This window comes from Brevibacillus sp. NPDC058079, from assembly GCF_042885155.1.
Classification (GTDB): Bacteria; Bacillota; Bacilli; order Brevibacillales; family Brevibacillaceae; genus Brevibacillus.
This window is the reverse complement of sequence record NZ_JBHVSO010000029.1, coordinates 1-25,632: the sequence shown is the minus strand read 5'-3', so window position 1 is coordinate 25,632 and position 25,632 is coordinate 1. Positions and strand designations below refer to the sequence as shown.

22 protein-coding genes and 1 pseudogene are annotated in these 25,632 nt (G+C 47.8%); 19 read left to right on the top strand and 4 right to left on the bottom strand.

The features are described from left to right. Window positions 1–145 precede the first annotated feature (145 nt). The 4 genes from ACFVS2_RS34330 to ACFVS2_RS34315 all read left to right on the top strand — a co-directional run bounded on the left by ACFVS2_RS34330 (window position 146) and on the right by ACFVS2_RS34315 (window position 3,567). Window positions 146–376 carry a hypothetical protein gene (locus ACFVS2_RS34330; RefSeq protein WP_390241118.1) on the top strand — a complete coding sequence of 77 codons (231 nt, stop codon included), beginning with the start codon at window positions 146–148 and terminating at the stop codon, window positions 374–376. Window positions 377–1,013: 637 nt separating this feature from the next. After that, window positions 1,014–1,694, top strand: a complete 681-nt coding sequence (locus ACFVS2_RS34325) for a response regulator transcription factor (protein ID WP_390241116.1) — start codon at window positions 1,014–1,016, stop codon at window positions 1,692–1,694. Beyond that, window positions 1,691–3,100 carry a sensor histidine kinase gene (locus ACFVS2_RS34320; RefSeq protein WP_390241114.1) on the top strand — a complete coding sequence of 470 codons (1,410 nt, stop codon included), beginning with the start codon at window positions 1,691–1,693 and terminating at the stop codon, window positions 3,098–3,100. The genes ACFVS2_RS34325 and ACFVS2_RS34320 overlap by 4 nt, the downstream gene beginning before the upstream one ends. A 26-nt stretch (window positions 3,101–3,126) precedes the next feature. After that, the gene (locus ACFVS2_RS34315; RefSeq protein WP_390241112.1) at window positions 3,127–3,567 is read left to right on the top strand and encodes a hypothetical protein; all 441 of its coding nucleotides are present in this window, start codon (window positions 3,127–3,129) and stop codon (window positions 3,565–3,567) included. Window positions 3,568–3,608: 41 nt separating this feature from the next. On the opposite strand, the gene ACFVS2_RS34310 is transcribed toward ACFVS2_RS34315, so the two are convergent. Then, on the bottom strand, window positions 3,609–3,983 hold the full coding sequence (locus ACFVS2_RS34310) for an ArsR/SmtB family transcription factor (protein WP_007724888.1): 375 nt from the start codon (window positions 3,981–3,983) through the stop codon (window positions 3,609–3,611). A gap of 142 nt (window positions 3,984–4,125) precedes the next feature. Between ACFVS2_RS34310 and ACFVS2_RS34305 the strand changes: the two genes are divergently transcribed. Together ACFVS2_RS34305 and ACFVS2_RS34300 are read left to right on the top strand one after the other, a co-directional pair. Further along, window positions 4,126–4,422, top strand: coding sequence for a hypothetical protein (locus ACFVS2_RS34305; RefSeq protein ID WP_173621100.1), 297 nt, complete (start codon window positions 4,126–4,128; stop codon window positions 4,420–4,422). 189 nt (window positions 4,423–4,611) lie between these two features. Further along, on the top strand, window positions 4,612–6,849 hold the full coding sequence (locus ACFVS2_RS34300) for a heavy metal translocating P-type ATPase (RefSeq protein WP_390241109.1): 2,238 nt from the start codon (window positions 4,612–4,614) through the stop codon (window positions 6,847–6,849). Between the two features lie 54 nt (window positions 6,850–6,903). On the opposite strand, the gene ACFVS2_RS34295 is transcribed toward ACFVS2_RS34300, so the two are convergent. After that, entirely contained in the window at window positions 6,904–8,907 is a 2,004-nt protein-coding gene (locus tag ACFVS2_RS34295; RefSeq protein ID WP_390241106.1) for an ABC transporter ATP-binding protein, read from the bottom strand. A gap of 322 nt (window positions 8,908–9,229) precedes the next feature. Between ACFVS2_RS34295 and ACFVS2_RS34290 the strand changes: the two genes are divergently transcribed. The 3 genes from ACFVS2_RS34290 to ACFVS2_RS34280 all read left to right on the top strand — a co-directional run bounded on the left by ACFVS2_RS34290 (window position 9,230) and on the right by ACFVS2_RS34280 (window position 11,515). After that, a complete protein-coding gene (locus tag ACFVS2_RS34290; protein WP_390241103.1) occupies window positions 9,230–9,880 on the top strand; it encodes a polysaccharide deacetylase family protein in 651 nt (216 codons plus the stop codon). A 69-nt stretch (window positions 9,881–9,949) separates the two neighbouring features. Further along, window positions 9,950–10,915 (top strand): helix-turn-helix transcriptional regulator, encoded by a 966-nt coding sequence (locus ACFVS2_RS34285; RefSeq protein WP_390241100.1) that lies wholly within the window; start codon window positions 9,950–9,952, stop codon window positions 10,913–10,915. 84 nt (window positions 10,916–10,999) lie between these two features. After that, window positions 11,000–11,515 carry a DinB family protein gene (locus ACFVS2_RS34280; protein WP_173621096.1) on the top strand — a complete coding sequence of 172 codons (516 nt, stop codon included), beginning with the start codon at window positions 11,000–11,002 and terminating at the stop codon, window positions 11,513–11,515. Window positions 11,516–11,798: 283 nt separating this feature from the next. Here the strand turns inward: ACFVS2_RS34280 and ACFVS2_RS34275 are convergent, their stop codons facing one another. Beyond that, complete coding sequence (locus tag ACFVS2_RS34275) at window positions 11,799–12,812, bottom strand: ATP-binding protein (RefSeq protein WP_390241097.1); 1,014 nt, start codon at window positions 12,810–12,812, stop codon at window positions 11,799–11,801. A 39-nt stretch (window positions 12,813–12,851) separates the two neighbouring features. Continuing rightward, a pseudogene (locus tag ACFVS2_RS34270) lies at window positions 12,852–12,932 on the bottom strand (DNA-binding response regulator); the annotation flags it as partial. A 190-nt stretch (window positions 12,933–13,122) separates the two neighbouring features. Between ACFVS2_RS34270 and ACFVS2_RS34265 the strand changes: the two are divergent. From ACFVS2_RS34265 to ACFVS2_RS34220, 10 genes are all read left to right on the top strand, one after another. Next, the gene (locus tag ACFVS2_RS34265; RefSeq protein WP_390241094.1) at window positions 13,123–14,772 is read left to right on the top strand and encodes an ABC transporter substrate-binding protein; all 1,650 of its coding nucleotides are present in this window, start codon (window positions 13,123–13,125) and stop codon (window positions 14,770–14,772) included. Window positions 14,773–14,884: 112 nt separating this feature from the next. After that, window positions 14,885–15,889, top strand: a complete 1,005-nt coding sequence (locus ACFVS2_RS34260) for an ABC transporter substrate-binding protein (protein ID WP_390241091.1) — start codon at window positions 14,885–14,887, stop codon at window positions 15,887–15,889. 19 nt (window positions 15,890–15,908) lie between these two features. After that, window positions 15,909–16,916: a FecCD family ABC transporter permease gene (locus ACFVS2_RS34255; RefSeq protein ID WP_007724922.1), complete on the top strand. Its 1,008-nt coding sequence runs from the start codon at window positions 15,909–15,911 to the stop codon at window positions 16,914–16,916. Continuing rightward, window positions 16,909–17,928 carry a FecCD family ABC transporter permease gene (locus ACFVS2_RS34250; RefSeq protein ID WP_390241088.1) on the top strand — a complete coding sequence of 340 codons (1,020 nt, stop codon included), beginning with the start codon at window positions 16,909–16,911 and terminating at the stop codon, window positions 17,926–17,928. The genes ACFVS2_RS34255 and ACFVS2_RS34250 overlap by 8 nt, the downstream gene beginning before the upstream one ends. Window positions 17,929–17,946: 18 nt before the next feature. After that, window positions 17,947–19,278, top strand: coding sequence for an alpha/beta hydrolase-fold protein (locus ACFVS2_RS34245; RefSeq protein ID WP_390241085.1), 1,332 nt, complete (start codon window positions 17,947–17,949; stop codon window positions 19,276–19,278). 278 nt (window positions 19,279–19,556) lie between these two features. After that, on the top strand, window positions 19,557–20,783 hold the full coding sequence (locus ACFVS2_RS34240) for an MFS transporter (protein WP_173621090.1): 1,227 nt from the start codon (window positions 19,557–19,559) through the stop codon (window positions 20,781–20,783). Between the two features lie 31 nt (window positions 20,784–20,814). After that, the gene (locus ACFVS2_RS34235; RefSeq protein WP_390241082.1) at window positions 20,815–21,201 is read left to right on the top strand and encodes an MmcQ/YjbR family DNA-binding protein; all 387 of its coding nucleotides are present in this window, start codon (window positions 20,815–20,817) and stop codon (window positions 21,199–21,201) included. A gap of 113 nt (window positions 21,202–21,314) precedes the next feature. Further along, window positions 21,315–22,685, top strand: coding sequence for a sigma-54 interaction domain-containing protein (locus ACFVS2_RS34230; protein WP_173621088.1), 1,371 nt, complete (start codon window positions 21,315–21,317; stop codon window positions 22,683–22,685). 404 nt (window positions 22,686–23,089) lie between these two features. Further along, window positions 23,090–24,472, top strand: a complete 1,383-nt coding sequence (locus ACFVS2_RS34225; protein WP_390241079.1) for a GntP family permease — start codon at window positions 23,090–23,092, stop codon at window positions 24,470–24,472. A 66-nt stretch (window positions 24,473–24,538) separates the two neighbouring features. Next, on the top strand, window positions 24,539–25,324 hold the full coding sequence (locus ACFVS2_RS34220) for a 3-hydroxybutyrate dehydrogenase (protein WP_390241076.1): 786 nt from the start codon (window positions 24,539–24,541) through the stop codon (window positions 25,322–25,324). The last annotated feature ends 308 nt before the right edge of the window (window positions 25,325–25,632 follow it).

Sequence of the window (25,632 nt, the reverse complement as noted above, 5' to 3'; positions counted from 1 at the left end):
CCGGAAACGCTATCTTATTTTTGTCCTTCGGACCTAACTCCACACAAGTCTAATTTTGTCTTGAAACAAAAAGTAGTGTTTATCTACAACCTGAGAATCAGGAATAATCATTCCTGATTCTCCTTTTTGAAAGAAGGTGATATTTATGAAGAGTAAATTAACCGTGTCTTTGGCTGCAACAGCAATAGTTGTGGTGCTAGTATTTGGATTTTTATATGTGGGGACTGGAAACGATTACTATAGAATTTCTGATGGAGCATCCTCAGAACAGATAGAAGCTTTAAAGAGTAATAAAATAGATTATATGATCAAAGAAGATGGGTCTTTATGGATAAGAAGAAGTGATGAATTGAAAGTAGCACAATGTTGTACATAGTATGTTGAGTAACCGAAATGAGAGATGCAACAGCAACCGGATTTATGAACGGTTGCTGTTTTTTCCATCAAAGGTAAACCGTAGCACATCTACGGGTGGAAAGGTGGCGGCAGCCAGGGGAAGATCCAAAGGCGTAGGCATGAAGTGTAGCCAGAGAGGACCGGCCCGGAAATGAGTTGCATCACCATTACTTTGGTGAAAACCGGTTTTTTTTATTATTGTGGGGAGTTTGCGGTTTTGTTGTATTCCTCGATCATTTTCTTCGCTTTATTTTGAATAAGTTTATTGCGTTCTGCTTTCCGTTCATTAAAGCTAGGTGAGTTTAACTCTGAAGCAGCTGGAATATTTCCGAAAAAACACTCAAGAGCGGCGGGCCTAGGTGTCTGCCGCTTTTTTGTGTGCGCAAACGGCTGTTTTTCCGGGAAAAGAGTATGCTTCCCGCAGATTTAATCAAATGTGTAAGAGTATTCAAGGGCCAGCAGTATTCGTTCATCTCTTGTTCATATTGCTTCTTTACTATTGATCCGCGTAGATAGGTGCAAGGCATTGATGATTTGCAGGATGGTAGACAAGTGAGTATCATTCAAAATAATGAAGCAGGATAACCAGAGGGCGGAGTAACAAGGGGGCCAGCTTGATGAAACTGACAATTCTGATTGCAGATGACGATCCACACGTACGTGAGCTATTGCGATTTTACTTAGCAAAAGAGGGATACAACGTCTTGGCTTGTGTAGATGGAAATGAGGCTTCGCAGCTGTTGGAACAGGAATCTGTCCAGCTCGCCATCGTGGATGTGATGATGCCAGGCAAAAACGGTTGGGAGCTGTGCCGGGAGATACGGGAGTTTTACGACCTCCCTGTTATTATGCTAACGGCAAAGGGAGAGGTGCGGGATAAAGAAAAAGGTTTTTTGGCGGGGACGGATGATTATTTGACCAAGCCATTTGAGCCTACCGAATTGCTGTACCGCATCAAGGCCTTGCTGCGTCGCTATCAGATGGTCAGCAAACAAATCATCGTCATGAACGATACCGTCATCGATCGTATCAGCCATGTCGTGAAGGTGAAAGAAGAGTTGATTCATTTACCGTTAAAGGAATTTGAACTGCTTGCCCAGCTTGCCAGTTTTCCTGATCGGATTTTTACCCGAGATCAACTATTGGAGCTCGTGTGGGGTGGCGACACCGAGAGTGATAGTCGTACCATCGATGTGCATATTAAGCGGCTGCGAGAGAAATTTACGGAGAAAACAAATGACTTTGTCATTTCTACCGTTCGCGGCTTAGGCTACAAGCTGGAGGTACGAGGCGCGTGAAAACTCTTTACGTCCGGGTAGTTCTTACCTTCGTCGCAATTGTACTGATCAGCGGCACACTTGGTTTTTTGTTGGCAAATGAGTATTATCAACGAAATCTGCGCGCTTATAATGAACAAAAAATCACGAGCATCGGACAGCAAATTATCGATTTGTACGAGCATAAATCGTCGCTCGACCTGCCCTCCTTCATGACCCATGTCGCCAATTTGAATTTTCAAATGCATCTCGTGGATGAGAATGGCGCAGTAAGCCAATTCGGAGCACCTTTTCGCGATCAGCAGATAGAGCCTGCCATCGTTCAAAAAGTGTTGGCGGGTGAGACTTACAGAGGGATTACAGAAGAACAGCACGGCTTGTTTGTGACCGGATTTTTTGAAAACACGTTGACAAACAGCATTGGCTTGCCGCTTACAGCAGAAGGAAAAAAATACGCCCTGTTTGTACGGCCAAATATTGAGCAGCAGTTTGGCGAGGTGCATATTATGTTTGCCTTGCTACTGGCAGCGATGTTTGTACTTAGCCTGATCCTGATCCTGATATTTACCCGTTATTTGGTGAAGCCGATCGAGAAGCTGAGCCATGCGACCAAAAAACTGGCAGAAGGCCAGTACGACATCCACCTGGACATCGCTCGCCGGGACGAAATCGGCGATTTGGCCATGCATTTTGCCAGGATGACAGAGTCACTCAAACAACTGGACGAGATGCGCCAAGAGTTTGTCTCCAATGTCTCTCATGAAATCCAGTCTCCATTGACATCGATCCAAGGCTTTTCTCAAGCCATCCGGAGCGGTGGTGTGACAAACGAACAGCGGGAGACGTACTTGACTATCATCGAAGAAGAGAGCAGGCGGCTGTCTTCCTTGAGCAAGCAGCTGTTGACGCTCGCTTCCCTGGACAAAGAGACAGGTCTGTACGAACCGACACGTTTTCGTCTGGATGAGCAGATCAGGCAAGTCCTCTTAGTTTTGCAGCATCAGTGGCAACAAAAAAAGCTCGCGATGGAGCTGACTTTACCGGAGACCTTCATCGTGGGTGACAAGCAACTGCTCAATCAAGTATGGATGAACCTGCTTGCCAATAGTATCAAATTCACCCCAACGGCTGGCTCTATTTCCATTGCGATACAGAAGGATACGCGAATTGTCGTGACCATTCGGGATACGGGGATCGGCATGTCAGAAGAAGAGCAGGAGCATGTCTTTGACCGTTTTTACAAAGGAGACAAGTCACGCAATCGAGAAGCGACGGGAAGCGGTCTCGGTCTTTCTATCGTGCAAAAAATTTTGCAGGTTGCAAAAGGCAGCATACATCTTCAAAGCCGTATAGGCGAAGGGACAACGGCTACGGTCAGCCTACCGACGGGTGAGCATCCTACTGCGAGAACGACAATCGAATCATAACGAAGCGAAGCAAGGGAGTGATTTCCATGAATATCGGCATGCGTATAATCGCCGCAGTCATATCCCCTTTTATTACCGGTCTGTATGCTGCATTGATCATCTATAACTACCGTGATCCAAGCGCGCCGTTCGGGTTCGGGCAAGAGTATTTGTTGGGCGTACTTATAAGTATGGCATTGAACCTGATTGTCTTCTTATGGTTGTCGGTATTCGTGGACTGGCTAGTGAGTCGATCACACTTGTTCGGGTGGAAAAAATACGCTGTGCGTTTCGGGGGATATGCTGTCATCGGCTATGTGCCTGTGTTTTTCCAATGGCTAATGAGTGTTGATCCGCATGCTGCATTGTTTTATCCGCAGGCAACGGTTTTGGTGTTCGCCAGTATATGTTACTTCCTTATATTTGTGGGAATAGAGGCGATCAGGCAGCGTTTTACCCGGAAAACGAGTGTAAATCGCCATGGTTAATCAAATGTTTAAAATGCGGGAGTAACAAAAAAGCCCGAGCATCAGGTAGCTCGGACAATCGTTTTCTGTTCTTTGGCGTGTTCAATCCCCGCAGATATGAGATGGCGTACATGGTCATCATCCAACGAGTAAAAAACGAGCTTTCCTTCTTTTCGATACTTGGCTAGTCCCATGTTGCGAAGAAGCCGCAGATGGTGGGAGGTGTTAGCGATCGAGCTTCCGATGATAGCAGCCACATCACAGACACAGAGCTCGTCTTCCATCGAGAGGATGTGAATGATTTTTGCGCGGGTGTCATCGGCCAACGCCTTGAAGATTTTTGCTACCCCTTCTGATTCTGTGGCGAGCGGCTTTAACCGATTTACTTTTTCCTCATCAAAACATTGGATTTCACAGATGTCATCCACTGTATCCATCACCTCATGCTCTACAATGTCCTACTATTATAGACATTCGCGGAGAAAGTGAAAAGGAAAAACGACATTTTCATGGCAGTGTAGTGTGCCTCTCTGTTTTCGTGTAAGATGTACATGATCCAAGAAATGGGGAGAGAATACCATGAGTGCGCAGCCAAAGTGCCCGAAGTGCCGTTCTGCAAAGATCGATTTTACGGATTCGATCAATAAGCCATTATACATAACCATTTATGTAGCGGTTTTGGCAGTGCTTGCCTTGATCGGCATTTCGGTGAAAGGGACTCCTGTCATCTTTTTGTTCCTCGGACTATCAGGGGCCTTTATCCTGTTTGCCGTTCGTCTTGCATTAGAAAAGCGTAAAGTAATCAAGTGCAAATGTCTGGACTGTGGGGAGCGTTGGCAGACCACCCCAACACCAGTAGAAGCCCGTACCAAGTAACAAGACTCCTAGTAATAGGGGTCTTTTTCTTATTCTCGATCTGTAAAAAAATGGGCGAAATATTCAAATCAATTCTTGAACGAACCAAAAGGATGCGATAATATTATAATTAAATATTTGTTTGAATGTTTGTGGATTGATTTCATTTGAAGCTGGGCAAAATAGATGCTTGGAAAAAGGTGAGAACAAATGGCAGAAGAACGAAAAAAAGATGAGTGTTGCAGTGGGCATCAATGCGGAAGTGAGCATAAGCATGCTGGTAAAATTCTCACGGTTCTCGAGCCTGCGGCTGTGGCAACAGCAACAGAAAGCGCAGGCATTCTTTCTTCACAGGCTGTTGTCTATCGCGTTACAGGTATGGATTGCAGTTCGTGCGCCAAATCGCTGGAAAAGCATATGCAGACGTTGCCTGCCGTAAAAGAAGTAAACGTGAACTTTTCCACGGGTAAAATGCAGCTCGTCACGGATGGGCTGGGAGAAGATGTGGTAGTCAAGGAAGTCGCTAAGGCCGGATACAGTGCCATGCTGCTTACGAGACGCACGGCCAAAGCAGTACCGAAAACGGATCAGGCAGGGACGGTACTGACGACGATTTCCGGTGTGCTGTTGGCTCTCGGTTTTCTAGGTTCCTTATCGCCTAGCATATCTCCGCTGGTCGTTACTGTACTCTATGCGTTGTCGATCATAAGTGGCGGCTACCGACCTGCGCGCAGTGCTTTTTACGCGATCAAAAGCGGTTCACTGGATATGAACGTATTGATGTCTGTTGCGGCTGTAGGTGCAGCATTAATCGGTGAGTGGCTGGAGGGTGCGACGGTCGTCTGGCTCTTTTCCATCGGAAACTTGTTGCAGACCAAGTCGATTGAAAAAACGCGCGACTCCATACGCAATCTGATGGATTTGGCTCCGCCCGAGGCATGGGTCAAGGTGGGGGAGTCTCTTTCCCGCAAGCCAGTTGAGGACATCGCTGTCGGCCAAGTCATCGTAGTGAAGCCGGGAGAGAAAATCCCGCTGGATGGTGTCATCGTACATGGGACATCGAGCGTCAATCAGGCCCCGATTACAGGTGAATCGATTCCCGTAGATAAGCTGGTCGGCGACAGTGTTTTTGCAGGGAGTGTCAACGAAAGCGGCGCGGTGGAGATCAAGGTAACAAAGCTGGTGGAGGATACGGCGATTGCCAGAATCATTCATCTCGTGGAGGAAGCGCAGGAGAAAAAAGCGCCTACTCAGGCGTTCGTCGACAAATTCGCTGCGATCTATACGCCAATCGTGCTCGTGCTCGCTTTGTTCGTGATCGTATTCCCGCCATTACTTGGACTCGGTACTTGGGGAGAATGGTTTTACAGAGGGCTTGAGCTGCTGGTTGTTGCTTGCCCGTGCGCACTGGTTATTTCCACGCCAGTTGCGATTGTGTCCGCGATTGGAAATGCAGCGAGAAACGGTGTCCTGATCAAGGGCGGTACGTTTTTGGAAAAGGCAGGAGCGATCAATGCAATTGCCTTCGATAAAACGGGCACATTGACGGAAGGAAAACCACAGGTTGCAGCAGTTATCGAGATGGAGGGAAGCGAAGACGAGGTAGTGTCGATCGCCAGAACGATTGAAGAGCGTTCTTCCCATCCGATTGCACAAGCGATTCTCACTTATGCGAAACAAAAGCAGGTCGCTTCCCAGAGTGGGCAAGATTTCAAGGCGATTGTCGGAAAAGGGGCGAGCGCTGTCATTGGAACCGAGACATTTTATGCAGGGAAGCCCGCCCTGTTTCAAGAGCTGGGAGTCGATCTGTCGGCATGGCAAACGAAAATCGAGTCGTTGCAGAGTGAAGGACATACGCTGGTGGTTATCGGTACCGCAACGAAATTGATCGGGATGATTGCTGTTGCCGATACCATTCGTGAGATTACGGTTAGTGCCATTGGCAAGCTCAAGGCCGCAGGTATCGAAGACATCGTGATGCTGACTGGTGACAATGAGGGTACGGCGAAAAAAGTAGCGAGTCAGACTGGTGTAAATCGTTATTTTGCAGAGCTGCTGCCACAAGATAAGGTAGAGGCGGTCAAGCGACTACAGCAAGAAGGCAAGGTCGTCGCCATGGTGGGTGACGGGATCAACGATGCGCCTGCTCTCGCATCAGCTGACTTGGGGATTGCCATGGGTGGAGCTGGCACTGATACGGCAATGGAAACCGCGGATATCGTACTGATGGCTGACAATCTCGAAAAGCTGCCGCACACGATGAAGGTCAGCAGAAAAGCACTCACGATTATCAAGCAAAACATCTGGTTTTCGATCATCGTAAAGCTGGTCGCACTCGTGCTGATCTTCCCTGGCTATCTAACCTTGTGGCTGGCGGTGCTCAGTGACACGGGAGCCGCATTACTGGTCATCTTAAACAGCATGAGACTATTGCGAATGAAGGACTAAATAAAAAAGGGAGATGAGCTGTCGAAGCTCTCTCCCTTTTCTTTTGTAGATGGTTTACACCAAGACGCCGTCGCCGTATCTTTCGAATTCTTTCTGGGTGCAAGCGACAAAGTGACCGCGCTCAATTTCACGCAAGACGCGTTCTTCCCCTTGATCTCGCAAATATTCCTGATCATCGAAAACGATGCGCTTACGGTTGCGCTCATAATCAGGGTCTGGCAATGGAATTGCAGAGAGCAACGATTTGGTGTACGGATGAATCGGATTCTCGTACAGGCGATTACTTTCTGCCAGCTCCACAATACGTCCGCGGTACATAACACCAATGCGATCACTGATGTATTTAACCATGGAAAGGTCATGGGCGATGAACAGATAAGTCAGGCCTTTTTCTTTTTGCAGGCGCTTGAGCAGGTTAATGACCTGCGCCTGAATGGACACGTCGAGGGCAGAGATCGGTTCATCGGCAATGATGAATTCCGGATCAACAGCCAATGCCCGTGCGATCCCGATCCGTTGGCGCTGTCCGCCGCTGAACTCATGCGGATAACGGTTTGCGTGCTCGCGGTTGAGGCCAACAGTTTCCAACAGCTCGTGTACCTTTGCGATGCGTGCTTCCTTGTTCGCCAGACGATGAATGTCCAGACCTTCCGCAATAATATCGGATACAGTCAGACGTGGATTCAACGATGAGTACGGGTCTTGGAAAATCATCTGGATTTTGCGGTTGAGCCATTTCTTTTCTTCGAGTGTTTTCTTTCCGTGTACACTTTGTCCATCGAACAAGACCTCTCCGCCAGTTGCATCGTACAGGCGAAGGATGGTCCGTCCGGTAGTGGATTTACCGCAACCGGATTCACCCACAAGACCGAAGATTTCCCCTTTGTAGATGTCAAAGGTGATACCATCTACAGCTTTCAGCGTATGACCATTCCCAAGGTCAAAATGCTGTTTCAAATCTTTGACTTCAACCAGCTTTTCACGGTTCTCGTAGTTGAACGTTTTTTTGGTGCTTACTGGAGCCTCAGTCGCATCATCAGAATTGACTTTTCGTCTCACAGCCGAAGCAGGCGGTTTGATGTCAGGTGCCATTTCATGCAGGAGCCATGTTGCCGCATAGTGCGTATCGGAGATTTTGAACATCGGTGGTTCATATTCGAGATCGACCTTCAACGCAAATGGGTTACGAGCTGCAAAGGCATCACCTACAGGTGGCTTGAACATGTCAGGCGGCGATCCAGGAATGGACATCAGCTCGTCATCGCTTGCATCGAGGCTAGGCATAGAACCTAATAGACCCCATGTATACGGGTGCTTAGGGTCGTAGAAAATTTCATCGACTTTACCGATTTCCACAATTTTACCTGCATACATAACCGCTACACGGTCTGCCATGTTAGCAACGACACCGAGGTCATGCGTAATAAAGATGATCGAGGTACCCATCTTCTTTTGTAGTTCCTTCAGCAGCTCCAAAATCTGCGCTTGAATCGATACGTCCAGAGCAGTTGTCGGCTCATCGGCGATGATAATTTTTGGATTGCAGGCCAGTGCGATGGCAATGACAATCCGTTGACGCATCCCACCAGAAAACTGGTGCGGGTATTGATCGACACGTTCTTTGGCAAATGGAATCCCTACCATTTCCAACAGTTCAATAGCACGGTTGCGCGCTTCTGCACGGTTCAGCTTTTGGTGCTTGATGAAGCTCTCCATGATTTGGTTCCCGATAGTCATCGTCGGATTCAAGGAAGTCATCGGGTCTTGGAAAATCATCGAGATATCGCGACCGCGAACATCCTGCATTTCTTTTTCGGAAAGCGTAACCAAATCTCTTCCTTCAAAAAGAACTTGTCCTTTTGGAATGCGTCCAGGAGGAGAAGGAATGAGGCGCATAAGTGCTTGTGAAGTTACGGATTTACCGGAACCAGATTCCCCAACAATCGCCAGCGTTTCTCCTCTTTCCAGATCAAAGGAGACGCCTCGTACTGCTTTGACTTCACCTGCATACGTATCGAATGACACATGCAAATCTTTTACTTCTAAAACTTTTCCCATATAATCCTCCCTTTCGAGCATGCTTTGTCGTGATTCACCCACCATGTATATCCAACAATCTCTCTAGTAGAGGTAGTCCAAAAAGTCGACTTTTTGAATACGCACTAGTATAAATTTTTGCGAAAATGAAAATCATTATCATCATTATACTATATTCATTAACTGTTGTTAAAAAATTTTTTTATACATTGCCTATCCATACAGATCTTTTCCTGAATTTTGCCAAAAGCCCAGAATAGGGGCTTTTTTAGCGTTACCAAATGAGAGCCCAGTCATACTATGCATCAATACAGCAGAATACTGGCTTATAGGGGGAACGCTTGTGAACAAGCTCAATCAGTCAAAGGAAATCGCGCTCACTTTTGATGATGGACCGGATCAGTTGTGGACGCCTCGTGTGTTAGACATATTAGCCCACTATCAGGTAAAGGCAACATTCTTCTGTGTGGGACAAATGGTGAAGTACAACCCAAAAATACTGGAGCGGATCGTAAAGGAAGGTCACTTGGTAGGAAACCATAGTTGGGATCACCCTGACTTTACGAAAATACCTCTCTTGGCTGTTCATGAGCAGGTAGAACATACCTCAGATCAGATCGAAAAGGTAGTAGGTGTGAGACCTCGGATGGTTCGACCGCCATATGGAGCAGTGAATGAGGAGGTCATCCAGCTGCTTGCCGCGAGTGACTACGAAATGATTTTGTGGGATATAGATAGTTGGGATTGGAAAGGTCTCACCGGCCCACAGGTAGCTAGAAACATCTTGGGACATGCCACCCCAGGCGCAGTCGTGCTTCAACATTCCGCTGGCGGTACGAAAGACACGCTAAAGGGGAGTATGGACGCCTTGCCCTATGTCATTGAGGTGTTAAGTGAGCAGACATATACCTTCTCAACCGTTTCCACCATGTTTCAACTGGCAGCTTATCGAGAAAGAAGCGATCCTGTCGAGAAAAGGAGAAGGGGCAGATAGAGGAAATGGATTGAAATCTGTGGTAATTAGTAGAATCAGAAGATTTCTTTCAGGGGAGCGAATCAGAAAATGTCCAAAGCCGATAATATGCTCTCCATTTTGTGGCTGTTGAAGACCGGCAAGCGTATGACAGCCAAGCAATTGGCAGAGATTCTCGAGATTAATATTCGCACCGTTTATCGCTATATTGATTCACTGTGTGCGAGCGGTGTACCCATCATTTCCGATGCCGGACACAATGGTGGCTACAGTTTACTTCAGCATTTCAATGAAGCTCCGCTGTTTTTCGACCTCAACGAGCAAAAAGCCCTGATTCATGCAGCGGCTTTTGCCCAAGAGGCCGGGTATCCCTTCGGAGCAGATTTACACCGGGCCATTTCCAAGCTAAAACGTTACACAAATGAAGAGCAGCGTGACGCGATTGACCGACATAGTATCGGCTTCGAGGTGATCCAGCCTCCTGTTGATCCTTCTCTCGAATCTACCCTACAGGAACTGGAGCTGTCTGTTGCCAATGGGTACACCCTTTCGATGGAGTATCAGAAAGCCTACCAGACAACGAGACAGATGCGTCACATCGATCCATACGGGCTCGTTTATTGGAAGGGAAACTGGTATATCGTTGCCTATTGCCATCTCCGTAGTACCATTCGCAGCTTTCGTGCAGATCGTGTCTATGAGATCCAACGTACAGAAGCCAGCTTTCAACGCCCTCCTGAATTTTCTGCGCGCCATTTTTTTCTCTCGAATTTACTACCGGAAGCAGACAAGCAGGGAAGCACCATTATGATCAAAGTCAAAGGAAGAACACAGTCACTCGCCGATTTGTGCAGGCATTGGTATCTCGGACATTCTGTGATCGAGCGCAGCGAGGCACAGGTGATCTTTCAAGTAGATGAGCAAATGGCTCATTCGATCCTTCCTCATTATCTTTTGCCATACGGAAAATCTATTCAAGTTGAAGAACCAGCTTTTGTAAAAGAGCGATTGGCCGCCATCGCTGCTGATTTATTTCATTTTTATCAGTCGACGTGAATTCACTGACCATTTTTGTCAGTAGAGTTGATTTATATTGAAAGCAAAGAAGAGATGGAAAAGGTGAATGGAGGCAGGTTGATTATGAAGCATGAAGCATTGCGTTTGTACGAATATCATGTATGGGCAAACGAAAAGGTATTCGAGCGGTTGCAGGAGGTACCAGAGGGAGTAAGCGAACAGGAGGTTCCGAGTGTGTTTCCGACCATCACCCAGACGTTGGCTCACATTCTCAAGACGGATTATGTTTGGTTGTTGGCTATGAAGGGGGAGAGCTACGAAGAGGTAGGACCAAAAGTAGGGGTTCTCTTGCAGGAATTAAAAGGAAAGAACGTACGCGAGCTGCGAAAATTGTTTGCCGAATCAGCCCAGCAGTTCAGAGATTTCTTCGGGCAAATCTCGATGGAAGACACCTCGGCTTATACGCACCCAGCATTGGGCACGGTTCATGCTCGCTATGCCGACATCGTCCAACACGTCGCCAACCACGGAACCTATCACCGAGGCAATATCTCCGCCATGCTCAGACAAATGGATCACGCGGGAGCTTCCTCCGATTACATTTTTTATTTGTTCGAGACTTCCGCGGTAGAACAATAGAGGTTTTTTTCTCTCCATCAACTACCGAAAAAAACAAGCAGCTTGTAAGAGGGAACAGGAGAAAACAGCGAAGATCTTAGGGACACCGACCGAGACGTAATGCAAAAAGCGAAACACGCCCTTAAGCGTCCACCTCTGAGATGCTTCCAGATTGGACCACTTTGGACGCGGTTTCGCTTTTTGCATGGAGTCGGGCAGTCAATCTCCCAGGGGGTGGCCCTAGAAGCTGAGCGTTTTCTCCTGTTCCCTCTCCTCCACTACAGCAACGAAAATGACTTGTTTTTTAAGGATTCATCGTCCGAGCAATCCGCACCTCGAGCCCGTTCAAGAACTGACTAATGTTCGGCTTTGCTTCTCCGATGATGCTTTCGCCAGGCTTGCCGGGTTCAAAGATCACGTCATTGTTTTTAGCGACCTCGCTCAAGTAATCCCTGACGATCTGTCCTGTTTTCGTAGCGTCATATTTCTTGGCAAAGTTCTGATACTCTTCCTTGACGGCAGGGAGCAGCTTCATGGTTGCTTCGTCAATGGCATCGTAACGGTAATTAGACAAATATGCTTTGAGATAGTCGATATAGAGCGTACGGAGCTTCACTGCACGTGGGCTGCTGCGGTAGTCAACCAAATACTCTTCGACTTCAACCATTCTGGGTCCGAGCTCGGCCCGCGTGATTTGCAACCCGCCGTCACCCAAATACGGTTTGCCCGTTTCTGTTTCTTGAATGGACAAGTAGTCCTTCCCTTCCTCACCGAGCGAAGAGGCATATTTTTGCAGTGCTTTGTAATCCACTTGCCAGTAGAAGGACATGTCATTCGTTGCCTGTAAGACGAGTCCGCCCTCTGTTTGATTGAGGAGCCATTGCTTGAAGCTGTCATCGCCTTCTAGCTTGTTGAAATCGTAAGGGTATTGCAAGGCATACAGCTTATCCGCATTTCCCGGCTGGGCGAGGAGTGCCTTGAAGTTATCGTTTATCGTAGGCAAATGTTTTTCATAATACTGCTCGAGTGCCCAAAATAGTTGATCGGCAGTTTTCGTGTCCGTTTTCGCCAGGTGCTGATCCAAAAAGGCAGTTAGCTCTTTCGCTTCCTTGGCTTGTGCAGCTAGTACGGTGAACTGCTTGAGCAAATCATCGGCAGGCTTTTCGCCTTTGGTCGCATCAGCAGGAGGCTGCCCAGTGTTTTCCGTTGCAGGTGGGGTAGGGTCCTTTACTGTCAGTTGATCAGAGGCAGAGGTGCACCCTGTCACAAAAGTAATCGCGACGAGGCTAGAGACAAAAGGTAGAACATATCGTTTCATATCTTCATTTTCACTCCGTAATGTTGAATGGTTTCAGTCTTTGAACCGCGCTACTACCTCACGCAGATCAAACGGTTTGGTCATGTAGTCATCGGCTCCCAATTCCAATCCGACAACTTTACATTCCACGGACACTCCCTCCCGTCGTTCCCTTTCTATTGGTACGTACCATACCACGTTAAAGTTATCGGTTCAATTCGATTAAATATTCCTGATAGGAAGCAAGCGTCACTTTTGATATACTTTCTCTATTGATGATAATGAGAATGATTATCAATATTTACATAGAGGATCGGGCAGAGGTGAGAACATGAACGAAACACAAGCCTTGGTTCAACAATTCACAGAGAAGACCATGGCAGAAGCCATTTTTAAGCTGCGTGACATTACATGGCTCAAAGCACAAGGACATGACCGACTACGCCAACAATTCACTCATTCGCATATTTTGCTGGTAGTAACCGGGGGACGAGGGCGCCTGCGACTGGAGGACGAGGAGTACCAATTGCGGCAGGACGCGATTTACGTATGTCCTCCTATGCTTACGTTTGGCATCGTCCCTGATTCGGCTGATCATTTGGAGATGTACATGCTTCGTTTTGATGTCTTTATGGAAACGAGAGACAGACATCGGCGCTTCCAAGCCCTTCGGGAAAAGCATCTGTTTCCTTTTCGGGGAGAGATCTCTGTCCAATCGGCAGGGCAGCTTCCTGTCTATTGTGATTTGATCCAGAATCTATGGAAGCAGGAGACGGCGCTCGAGCGCTTTCGAGGTCAACACACTTTTCAAGAGCTATGGTACCACATCGTCAAGCATGCTCACTTCTCGGCCACAGATTCTGGAATGGCGCTGGAACGGGCACGCGCGCATATGGAAGAGTATTACTCGGAAAATGTGACGATTGAACAGCTGGCTCGCATCGCAGATGTGAGTCCAAAATATTTCGTCGATCTGTTCAAAAAAACGTATGGCATCTCAGCTATGGACTATTTGGCAGAGCTACGCATCAGCCGAGCGAAGCAGATGATGGTGCAGTCGCATGCCAAGCTGCGCGATATCGCTCATCAAGTGGGTTACAACGACGAGTTTTACTTTAGTCGAAAATTCAAGAAAGCTGTCGGAGTTTCACCCACTCTCTATATGAAAAGCCGCCAACGAAAAATTGCGGCGTACGGCTCTACCATCATCGGGCATTTGCTGGCTTTGAAAATGATTCCTTACGCGGCGCCACTGCACCCGAAATGGACGGCTTACTATCATCACAGCTATCGAAACGATATCCCGATACATCTGAGCGCGTTTCGAATTAATCAGAATTGGAAAGCCAACATCGAAATGCTTCGCGATGCCAAGCCGGACGTGATCATTGGCTTGGACGAGACGAGTTTGCAGGAACAGAAGCAACTGAACGAGATAGCGCCCACCTTGTATGTACCCTTTGAAGAGCGGGGATGGAAAGAACAACTGCAGCTTATGGCAGACTTTTTAGGTGAGTCCGTGGAAGCCAATCATTGGCTTTGCGAGTATGAGAAAAAGGTGAAGAGGGCCCGGGCAAAGCTTCAACATGTTCTAGACGATGAAACGGTGCTCATCGTGCGGATTTTGAAAAACCAGCTCTATGTCCACTGCAATCGCAGTATGAATGAAGTGTTTTATCAGGATCTGCAAGTCAAGCCTGCTTTTGTCTCGGAACAGAACGAGTACGACCAGCTTGTGACCGTACAGGAATTAGCTGCACTCGCGCCAGATCGCTTGCTGCTGTTGGTTTGCCAAGAGGCTGAAACGCTGGCATGCTTCCAAGCCTTGAAAGCATCGGGACCATGGCAAGAGATCGAAGCAGTCCGCAACAATCGGGCGCATGTCATTACGTCCGACCCCTGGCGGGAATACTCGGCAACGGCTCATGAACGGATCGTGGAAGAGAGTGTGAGATTGCTTTCAGGAGATCGTCCATGTTGATTCTGGATTTCGTCCATGGTCGGGCATGAGTGGATGCATTATAATCACGAATGATAATCGTTATCACTCATATGGAGTGAAACATTACATTTCTGAGAGGGGTCTTTCAAGAATGAAAAAGATATACCTAGGCTTGAGTATTGCAGCGCTGACATTGGCTCTGACAGCGTGCGGTGGAGGAAAAGAAGCAGCGAATAACACGACTGCACCTACGGCAGCACCTGCGACAACAGCTACAGCAGAAAAGCCAGCCGATGATGCCAATAAAGCAGAGACACGCACGATCAAATATTTGGATAAAGAATACACCGTCCCTAGCAAAACAGAGCGGATCGCCATTGTAGGCAGCATGGAGTCCATGGAAGATTCGTTGGTACTGAACGTGAAACCTGTAGGAGCGATTTCTGTAGGCGGTAAATTCCCGGAGATGTTTGCACCGATTACGGGCGAAGCCACATCCATCGGGGAAAAAATCCAACCGAACCTGGAAACCATCCTGTACTTGAAGCCTGATGTCATTCTGGGAAGCAGTAAATTCCCGCCCGAGATGGCTGAGAAATTGAACAAAATTGCGCCTACCTTCCCTGTGTCCCACATTTCGACCAACTGGGAAGCGAATCTGCAGTTGCTGGGTGAGCTGACTGGGAAACAAGCGGAAGCCGAAAAAGCGCTCCAAGCGTACAAAGCAGAGGCAGAAGCAACCAAAGCAAAATGGGGCGAGAGCTTGAAGGATAAAAAAGTACTCGTGATTCGTCTGCGCCAAGGAAATATCAACATCTATCCAGAGAAGGTGTTCTTCAACCCAGCTCTGTACGCAGACCTTGGTTTGACTGCACCTGAAGAAGTAAAAGCAGCGAAGGCACAAGAAATTATCTCCATGGAGAAGTTCAGCCAGATCAACCCGGACTACCTGTTCATTCAATTCTCTCCAGACGAGAATAAAGACAAGCCAAACGCATTGGAAGATTTGCAGAACAACCCGATTTGGAAGAGCGTGAATGCAGTGAAAAACGGCAATGTTTACGTAAACGTGGTTGATCCTCTCGCACAAGGCGGTACTGCTTGGAGTAAAACACAATTCCTGAAGGCGGCTGTAGAAAAATTGTCTGCCAAGTAAAAGTGGGCGAGGGTAAGCTATGCAATCCAAAAAAGCAACTTCCATGATCATACTAGCCGTTTCGCCAGTGGTGATCCTGCTTACAATCTTGCTCTCCATTCATTACGGAGCGAAGCCGATTGATGCGGGGACGATTTATCAAGCTTTCTTTGCCTTTGATGAAGGGAATGTCGATCATCAAATTGTCATGCACTCTCGCTTGCCGAGAGTCTTGGGCGCACTCATGATCGGAGCATTTTTAGCGATATCAGGAGCGTTGATGCAGGGGATGACGAGGAATTACCTCGCGTCCCCCTCTATTATGGGCGTGTCTGATGGTTCGGTTTTTGCTGTTACGCTGTGCATGGTTTTCATTCCATCCGCTACGAGTGTCACGATGATTACCATGTCCTTGATCGGTTCAGCACTTGCGGTCGCGATGGTTCTCGCTTTTTCCCGACTATTGCCGAACGGCTTGACGCCAGTAGGGATGGCGGTCATCGGTACGATTACGGGTACCTTTCTGAGCAGCATTTCAGCCGCGATTTCTACTTATTTTCAAGTCTCACAAAATGTCAGCTTCTGGTACAATGCAAGGCTACATCTCTTGGAGCCTGGGTTGGTGAAGCTGGCGGTTCCTTTTGCCATCGTCGGTATTGTCCTCGCACTTCTTTTGTCCAAATCGATTACGATCTTGTCCTTGGGAGACGAAGTATCTCGAGGTCTCGGACAGAGAACGGTGATGGTCAAAGTGCTGGCAACGACAGCTGTTGTCATTCTGACAGGCATTTCCGTAGCGATGGCAGGAAAAATCGCCTTTGTCGGGCTGATTATTCCGCATATTACCCGCTTTTTGGTAGGTCTCGATTATCGATGGATCATTCCATGTGCAGGATTACTGGGCGGTATTTTCCTTGCCTTGTCTGACGTTCTCAGCCGATTTATGAATAGTCCGTTTGAGACCCCAATCGGCGTGGTAACGGCTTTTATTGGCGTTCCGTTCTTCCTCTATTTGATTTACAAGAGAGGAGGGGGAAAGCATGCCTAATCAAAAAGGTAGATTTCGTTTGCTGTTATTCGTCAACATCGCCTTAATTTTGCTGGCGATTTATATGAGTTTGACCAACGGTGTATTTGACATGACGGTGATGGATGTCATCCGTACGTTATTGCGTATTGATCCTGTAGCGGAATACGATTTGGTTATTTTCGATTTTCGCTTGCCTCGGATTGTTATTGCGGCGTTGGTCGGCTTTGGTCTGGGGGTCGCTGGTACCGTCATTCAGGGGATCACCCGTAACGGGCTGGCTGATCCGGGGATTCTGGGCATTAATGCTGGGGCAGGAGCCGCTATCGTCGCCTTTATGTTTTTCTTCGGTGGACAATTTATGGATGCGAGCTGGTATTCCATCATGGCCATGCCTTTGTTCGGTTTAACAGGCGGATTGCTTGCGGCTGGACTAATTTATTTATTTGCCTGGCGTAACGGAGCGCTTGACCCACAACGACTGATTCTGGTGGGGATCGCGATTGGCTCCGGATTGGGCGCCGTGTCACTGTATCTCTCGTTAAAAATGAATCCCAATGATTTTGAAATGGCAACCGTATGGCTCTCGGGAAGTATTTGGAGTGCCAACTGGACGCATATTGCTGGGATGCTGCCATGGCTAGTCATACTCATTCCTGTTTTGATGCGCAAGGTGCATATTCTCGATTTGCTTCAATTGAGCGAGGAGTCCGTCAAGAATCTGGGTGTGTCTGTGGAAAAGGAGCGTAATACTCTCCTGCTGTCGAGTATTGGCATCGTGAGCGCGTGTGTCTCAGTTTCCGGAGGCATCGGATTCGTCGGCTTGATGGCACCGCATATTGCGAAGCGTCTGACGGGAATCCAGCACAGGTATGTTCTTCCCTTGTCGGGAACAATCGGGATGCTCATGGTCGTGGCGGCTGACTTTATCGGCAAAACTGTGTTCACACCCATTGAACTGCCAGTGGGTATCGTCATTTCGATCATCGGTGTACCGTATTTCTTCTATCTACTGAGTAGAAGAAAAAAATAAAGAGGGGACGTGCAAATTGTGAAGGGACAATTGTTTGCAGACGTATGCCATCACCGAGCACTGCTCGTATATTTGCCGCCATCCTATGACAAGAGTACGTCCCGTTTTCCCGTCATGTATGTCCATGATGGCGGTGACTTGTTTGATCCTGCGTTTAGTACTGCACTCGATGTAATCGAAGATCAGTTTGCAGAGGGAAAAATTCCTGAGCTGATTCTCGTCGGCATCCAGCCAGGAAACCGCAGGGATGACTATACGCCTTGGTTTTCCAAAGCGATCTCTCCTGAGCGCAACATTGATTTTGGCGGGCAAGGAGATGCGTATCTTTCTTACGTCGCCAATGAATGTAAGGCGTATATCGACAGCAAGTACAGGACAGACCCTAGGCCGGAGAAAACAGGGATCATCGGATTTTCGCTTGGTGGCTTGATCTCGATGTACGCTGCGCACCAATATCCGGATGTTTTCACGAAAATCGGCAGCATCTCGGGATCGTATTGGTATGAGGGCATGGTTCCGTTTATGCGGGAAAAGAAAATGTACCATTCCGGGCTGCGCATCTATATGGATGTTGGCAGTAAGGAAGGCGCCAAAAAGCAAAACATCCAGAAACAAATGGTTCCGCTGACAAAAGAAGCGCATGAGATATTAGCTGATAGTGGCTTCACAGCAGATCAGCTCGTCCTGTTCATTGACGAAGGAGCGGATCATTTGAGCAAATGTGCAAACGCCAGATTTCCGGGGGCGTTGCAATGGCTCTGGAATGAGAAGGAGGAGACAGAAATGGAACTGGCCAAATTGATTAGAGAGCGTCGCTCGATTCATCGCTTTACAGATCGTGAGGTAGACCCTACGCTGGTTACTGAACTGATGGATACAGCCGTGTGGGCACCGAATTATCACATGACACAACCGTGGCGCTTTATTGTGACGTACGGGGACGGCAAGAGAAGAATCGCCGAGGCCGTGCGGATCATGAAGGAAAAGCGGGAGATTGATCCTGCGAAAAAGAAAGAAGTCGGCGAGAAGTTTTACAATAAAATCATGGCGATTCCGATGCTGATGACGGTCATCATGGAAGAAAGTCCGAACCTGATTACGCGTCAGGACGATTTCGCTTCGACCAGCATTGTCATTCATAACTTTAGCTTGCTGGCGTGGGAAAAAGGCATCGGTCTGACGTGGGAGACGTACCCGTGGATTCACGAGCCGGAATTCCGTGAAGCGATGGGCATTCGACCAGGAGAAAAAGTGCTGGGGAACCTGCATATCGGTTATCCAGCCGCGATCCCTAACGCACAGCCGCGCATTCCTGCAGTAGAGCGCATCACACTTGTCGACAAGGCATAGGACAAGATCAAGTGAATTTTTCTTGTCACAGGATTACTTTTTGTGGTAACCTTGGGTCATTCTACAAGAAAGGGTGACCATTAAGCCAATGATCTGCTAACTCCTATTTCCAACAAAACTAATCGGATAAAACGATGCGTTTTTGGATAGGTGTAGTATGTGCATATTGGCGAATAGATGGTAGATCCTTTTTAGACTCACCAAAGGGTTTCTATGTCTTTTTGACGATAATATGCGTAGCCTCCTGTCCAGATCGCAATGGATAAGGAGGCTTTTTTATGTCAAATGTTTTGAAAAACCGCTATGTCAGGGCTATTTTGTTATCAGCATTTCTGTTGCAAATCGGAGTATGGGTGCGCAACATGGCGATTCTGCTCTTTGTGATGGATCATACAGGAGGCGATCCGTTCGCTGTCTCCATGATTTCTGTGGCGGAATATGCACCAATCTTTCTGTTTTCCTTTCTTGCTGGTACGTTTGCTGATCGCTGGAAACCGAGAAAAACGATGGTCTGGTGTGAGCTACTCAGTGCTCTATCGGTTGTCGGAGTGCTGCTTACCTTCGTTTACGGCTCGTGGAAGGCCATCTTTTTTGCCACACTCATTTCAGCCATTCTTTCTCAGTTTTCCCAACCGTCCGGAATGAAGCTGTTCAAGCTGCATGTACCTGGTGAACAACTTCAGGTAGGAATGTCAGCGTACCAGACTATTTTCGCGATTTTCATGGTATTTGGTCCAATTGTCGGTACGTTTGTGTTCCAGCAATGGGGGATGGAGGTTGCCATGGTCATCACGGCAGTTGCGTTCCTCTCTGCGGCCGGCGTCCTGTATTTGTTGCCGCCAGATCGTGTCGAGAAAGAAGAGCAGCAAGAAACGGCACTGCTTGGGGAGATGGTCAGCGGGATTCGTTATGTGTTATCCAGTCGCGTATTGTCAATGCTTGGCTTTTGCTTTTTGGCAGTGGGTTTCTCATTGGGAATGATTCAGCCGCTTGGGATTTTTATCGTGACTGAACAACTGCAATTGCCAAAAGAAAGCTTGCAATGGTTAATTACCGCCCAAGGTGTGGGGATGATTGCAGGAGGGGCCATGACGATGGCAGCTGCCAAAACGATTCCACCGCAAAAGTTATTGGTCATGGGACTTCTTGGAAATGCGGTCGCAGTAGCGATTTGTGGGATGTCCACGAATCTGTGGCTGACGCTTGTTGCCCAGTTCATCGCGGGATTGCTCTTGCCCTCCATTCAAATTGGAATCAACACCATGCTGCTTAAAAATACCGAGAGTACCTTTATCGGTCGGGTGAATGGAATACTGACCCCGTTGTTTACAGGCTCCATGGTCGTCATGATGAGTATCACGGGGGTATTGAAGCTGCATCTTTCGCTCGCAGTCATATATGGGATCGCTGGATTCCTGATGATTATTGGTCTCAGCTTTATTTTGCCGCTTTATCGTATGAGGGAAGGAAACGTAGTGCAAAGTACAGAACAGACTGGTATATAAGCGTTTGGAAGCAAAGGGAGGCTTGGACCAGATGGTGCACGAACAGATTTCTTCTATAGAAGGTTTGAATATGGTGGCTGCTGTTCGCGAGCTGGCGATGCGGTTGCCAGAAGTATCGGAGCAGGTAGATGCTTTTGGACATACATCGTTTCGCGTAAACGATAAGCCGTTTGTCATTTTGGGAGAGGGGGGCACTGAAGGCCCCTCCTTTTCTGTGAAGGTGTTGAAGACAACCCAAGAGATTTTGCTAACACAGGAGCACTTTTACAAGACACCGTACATCGGTCATCACGGCTGGGTTTCGATCCTGGACAAAAACGTGACTAGCTATGGTGAAATCGAGGATTACATACGGGAAGGCTATATGTGCGCGGCTCCCAAGCGATTGGTCAAGCAATTACAAGAGCAGCCTAGATAACACAGCCTTTATGAAAAAGCACACCTCCCCTGATCGTTCCTGTATAATTTTAACGTAACGAGTAGTGAACGAACGTTCGACACAGCAGCATTCAGACAAAGGGGGAGCCGGTTTTGGATTGGAATCTCCAGCAGATGAGCAAATTGCTTGAGGTCGTTTTTGAAAATGCCCATGAACCGATGATCGTAACGGACAAGGACGGAAAAATACTCTTATTGAATCGGAGCTATCGGAAATTTCTTAATGTACAGGACGTGATCGGACAGCCAGTGACGGATGTCATCGAAAACACGCGGATGCATATTGTCGGTCAGGCTGGCGTTGCCGAGATCGCCGACATTCAGCATATAAAAGGACAGAACATGATTGCGCATCGCATCCCGATTATGGACGAAGGTAAAGTGATTGCCGTTCTGGGAACGGTGCTGTTCCAGGATGTGCAAGAGCTTACTGCTTTGGCTGCGATGGTTGCTCAACTGAAGGATGAGCTGACCTATTATAAGAAAGAGCTGCGGCGGCGGATGGGGGCTACCTATCATTTTGATCAAATCGTCGGGTACAGCCAGAAGCTGCAGGAGCTTAAGAAATTTTCTCAGAAAGTTGCGAAAAGCGATTCGACTGTGCTCATCACAGGCGAAAGTGGGACGGGCAAGGAGCTGTTTGCCCACGCCATTCATGCCGAGAGCAAGCGCAAAATGGGTCCTTTCATTCGGGTGAATTGTGCCGCTATTCCGGATTCTTTACTGGAATCAGAGCTGTTTGGCTATGAAGAAGGAGCGTTTACCGGAGCTGTTCGCCGCGGAAAAAAAGGAAAGTTCGAGCTGGCTAACCACGGAACCATTCTGTTGGATGAGATCGGGGACATGCCGTTGCCGCTACAAGCCAAGCTACTGCGTGTTTTGCAGGAAAAAGAAGTCGAGCGGGTAGGTGCTGTTCGGACGACGCCAATCGATGTGCGAGTGATTGCTTCCACGAATTCGGACATGCTTCAAAGCATCAAGGAAGGGAAGTTTCGGGCGGACCTCTATTATCGGTTGAATGTCGTGTCACTCTCGATCCCTCCGTTGCGCGAGCGTCTGGAGGATTTGCCGGAGCTGGTTTCGAATCTGCTCAAACAACTTGGCGAGTCCACTGGCGTTGCGGTCAGGGCCATTGATGAAGAGGTGTGGAACGTACTTCGGGGCTACTCCTGGCCAGGCAATGTACGGGAGTTGAAAAACGTGCTGGAACGAGCCCTTCATCTACTCGAAGACGATGTCCTGAAAAAGGAGCATGTTTGGCTGCCTGTATCTGACGAAGGGGCGCTTACGTCCTTGTCGGTTCCAACGCATGCCGTTCGACCATTGAAACAAGTCCTAGAAGAGGCTGAGCAGGAAGCACTTCGCCAAGCGATGCAGCAAGCAGGGGGGAACAAGCTCACCGCCGCCAAGCTGCTGCAAATCAGCAAGTCCAGCTTTTACGAAAAGTGGGAGAAGTACCAGTAGTCGAGGCGTGTATAAGTCGGGGATGTGGCGTTGAGCCAGGTTCGCGGCTTTTTTCATCTGCAGGAATAATGTTTTGCTAGATTCCGGTTTTCTGGAATAGAGCAAGATGACCTCTCGCTTAAACCCAGTAGCCTTCCTTGAGCAGATTCCCGAAAAAGCGGGCAGATTTTTGCTAGATTCCATGAAACCGGACAAAAGATTCCGGAAATCCGGAAAAATTGCAAGCGCTATCATCTGCTTGCCAACAGTCCAGGCACGATGAACGGGTATGGTTGAGCGATTTTTCTGGAATCGGCTGGAGTTGGCATGGTCTATGCAATTGAGTTGGATATGAAAGCGTTTTCTTCAAGTGAATACACACAATCTCCTCTGTAACCGGAGGAGAAAATTGAAAGGAGAATTATATGATCATCGAAGTGTTATCCATCTTGATTTCGCTCGGTCTCCTGATGTTTTTTGCGTATCGGGGCTATCCTGTTATCGTATTTGCCCCTATTTTTACGCTGCTAGCCGTTGTCCTTTCCGGGATCTCTCTGCTGCCGAGCTACACCGAAACCTTTATGACGAATGCAGCAAACTATGTGAAATCATTCTTCCCTATTTTCTTACTGGGTGCCATTTTCGGAAAAGTCATGGAGTTGAGCGGTGCTGCCTCGTCCATTGCCCACACGATTGTAAAGGCACTTGGCTCCAATCGTGCGATCTTGGCTGTCGTTCTGGCATGTTCGATTTTGACGTATGGCGGGGTTTCCCTGTTCGTTGTGGCATTTGCTGTGTATCCGTTTGCCGCTGCGATTTTCCGTGAAGCCAATATTCCGAAGCGTCTCATTCCAGGAACGATTGCGCTCGGGGCTTTTACGTATACGATGGACGCCTTGCCAGGTACACCACAGATTCAAAACATCATTCCTACGACTTATTTTGGTACGGATGCTTATGCTGCACCTGTTCTTGGAACGATTGGCGCCATCATGGTTTTCATTGGCGGGATGCTATGGCTGGAGCGCAGACGCAAGCAAGCTGCCGCTGCTGGGGAAGGCTACGGCGAGGGACATACGAACGAGCCAGAGCTGATCAAAAATGAATCCTACATGAACATCTGGGTTGCGATTCTCCCGTTGGCGCTGGTGCTCGTGGGTAACTATATGTTCAGCAGAGGGATTTGGACAGTAGAGACGTGGTACGATCCGGGGATCCTCAAAGAATCATTTAAGATTGAGAAAGTGAAAAACGTTGTATCTTCTTGGTCACTGATTATTTCGCTCTGTCTTGGAATTATTGCTGCAATTTTAATCAATGTGAAGCAAGTAAAAAACAAGCTGGCGAGTGGTTTGACGGCAGCCGCGATGGGCTCTCTCTTGGCGATCTTCAACACTGCTTCCGAAGTTGGGTTCGGAAACGTTGTGAAAACATTGCCGGGCTTCAAACTCATCCAAGGCTGGATTATGGGAGCAAGTGATCATCCGTTGGTTTCTGAGGCGCTGGCTGTAAACGTACTGGCAGGTGTGACAGGTTCAGCGTCGGGTGGTATGTCGATCGCGCTGGAGGTTATGAGCAAGCAATACCTAGAGATGGCAAATGCTGCGGGAATCAGCCCTGAGTTGCTGCACCGTATTGCCTCGATGTCTTCCGGTGGTATGGACACATTGCCGCACAACGGAGCGGTCATTACATTGCTCGCGATTACTGGTTTGACTCATCGTCAATCGTACAAAGACATTTTTGCGATTACGGTTTTGAAAACAGCTGTCGTGTTCATTCTGGCATTTGCCGTTTCTATTTTCTAATTTTCATCAGAGATCAGCAGTTTTATAGACAGAGAAAATCAGGAGCAGGAGAGGAGATAGTAGGGTATGGAGAAGTTATTGGAGCAGCAGGTAGCGGTAGTAACAGGGGCTGCGAGCGGAATTGGATTGGAGATTGCCCGGACGTTTGCTGAGGAAGGGGCAAAAGTCGTCATATTGGACTTGAATGGGGAATCAGCGGAAGCAGCAGCGGCCCAATTGCAAAAGGAAGGTCACGAAGCAATCAGCTTTGGTTGTAATGTCACCGACGAGGTACAAATGCAGGAGTGCATCCAGCAGACAGTCAAGATTTTTGGCAGACTCGATATCTTAGTGAATAATGCCGGATTGCAATTTGTCTCTCCAATAGAAGAGTTTCCGACTGCAAAATTTGAACAAATGCTCAGTATTATGCTGACAGCGCCTTTTGTTGCGATTAAACACGTGTTCCCTATTATGAAGCAACAAGGTCATGGCCGTATCATCAATATGGCTTCAATCAACGGGTTGATTGGCTTTGCGGGGAAGGCAGCGTACAACAGTGCCAAACACGGAGTCATCGGGCTTACTAAGGTTGCAGCCTTGGAAGGTGCAGCGGCTGGTATTACGGTAAATGCCATTTGTCCGGGGTATGTCGATACGCCGTTGGTACAAAACCAATTAGCGGATTTGGCTAAGACAAGAAGTGTGCCGTTGGAAAAGGTGATGGAAGAAGTCATCTACCCGCTGGTGCCGCAGAAGCGACTGCTGCAAGTAAAGGAAGTAGCGAACTACGCTGCCTTTTTAGCTAGCAAGAAAGCGTCAGGTATCACGGGTCAGGCTGTTGTCATTGACGGCGGGTATACAGCGCAGTAGGCCTGTTAAAGTCCCTATTTTTATAGGGGCTTTTTTATTTTTGCTATCTTTTTAAAAAAACTAGTAAAAAAGGTCTTGTATTCTCTTTTTAGATATGATAGATTATTACTTGTCGCCAAGAACGACGACAAAATACGAGAAAAGAAAACGAGATTCGATAAAAAACTTCTTGACTCGCTAATAACGAACGTGATAAGATGTAAAACGTTCGACAAAATGCTCTTTGAAAACTGAACAGCGAAAGCGTTAATGAGTCTATCATTAAATGATTTGCCAGCTTTGAACCAGTAACAAACTTTATTGGAGAG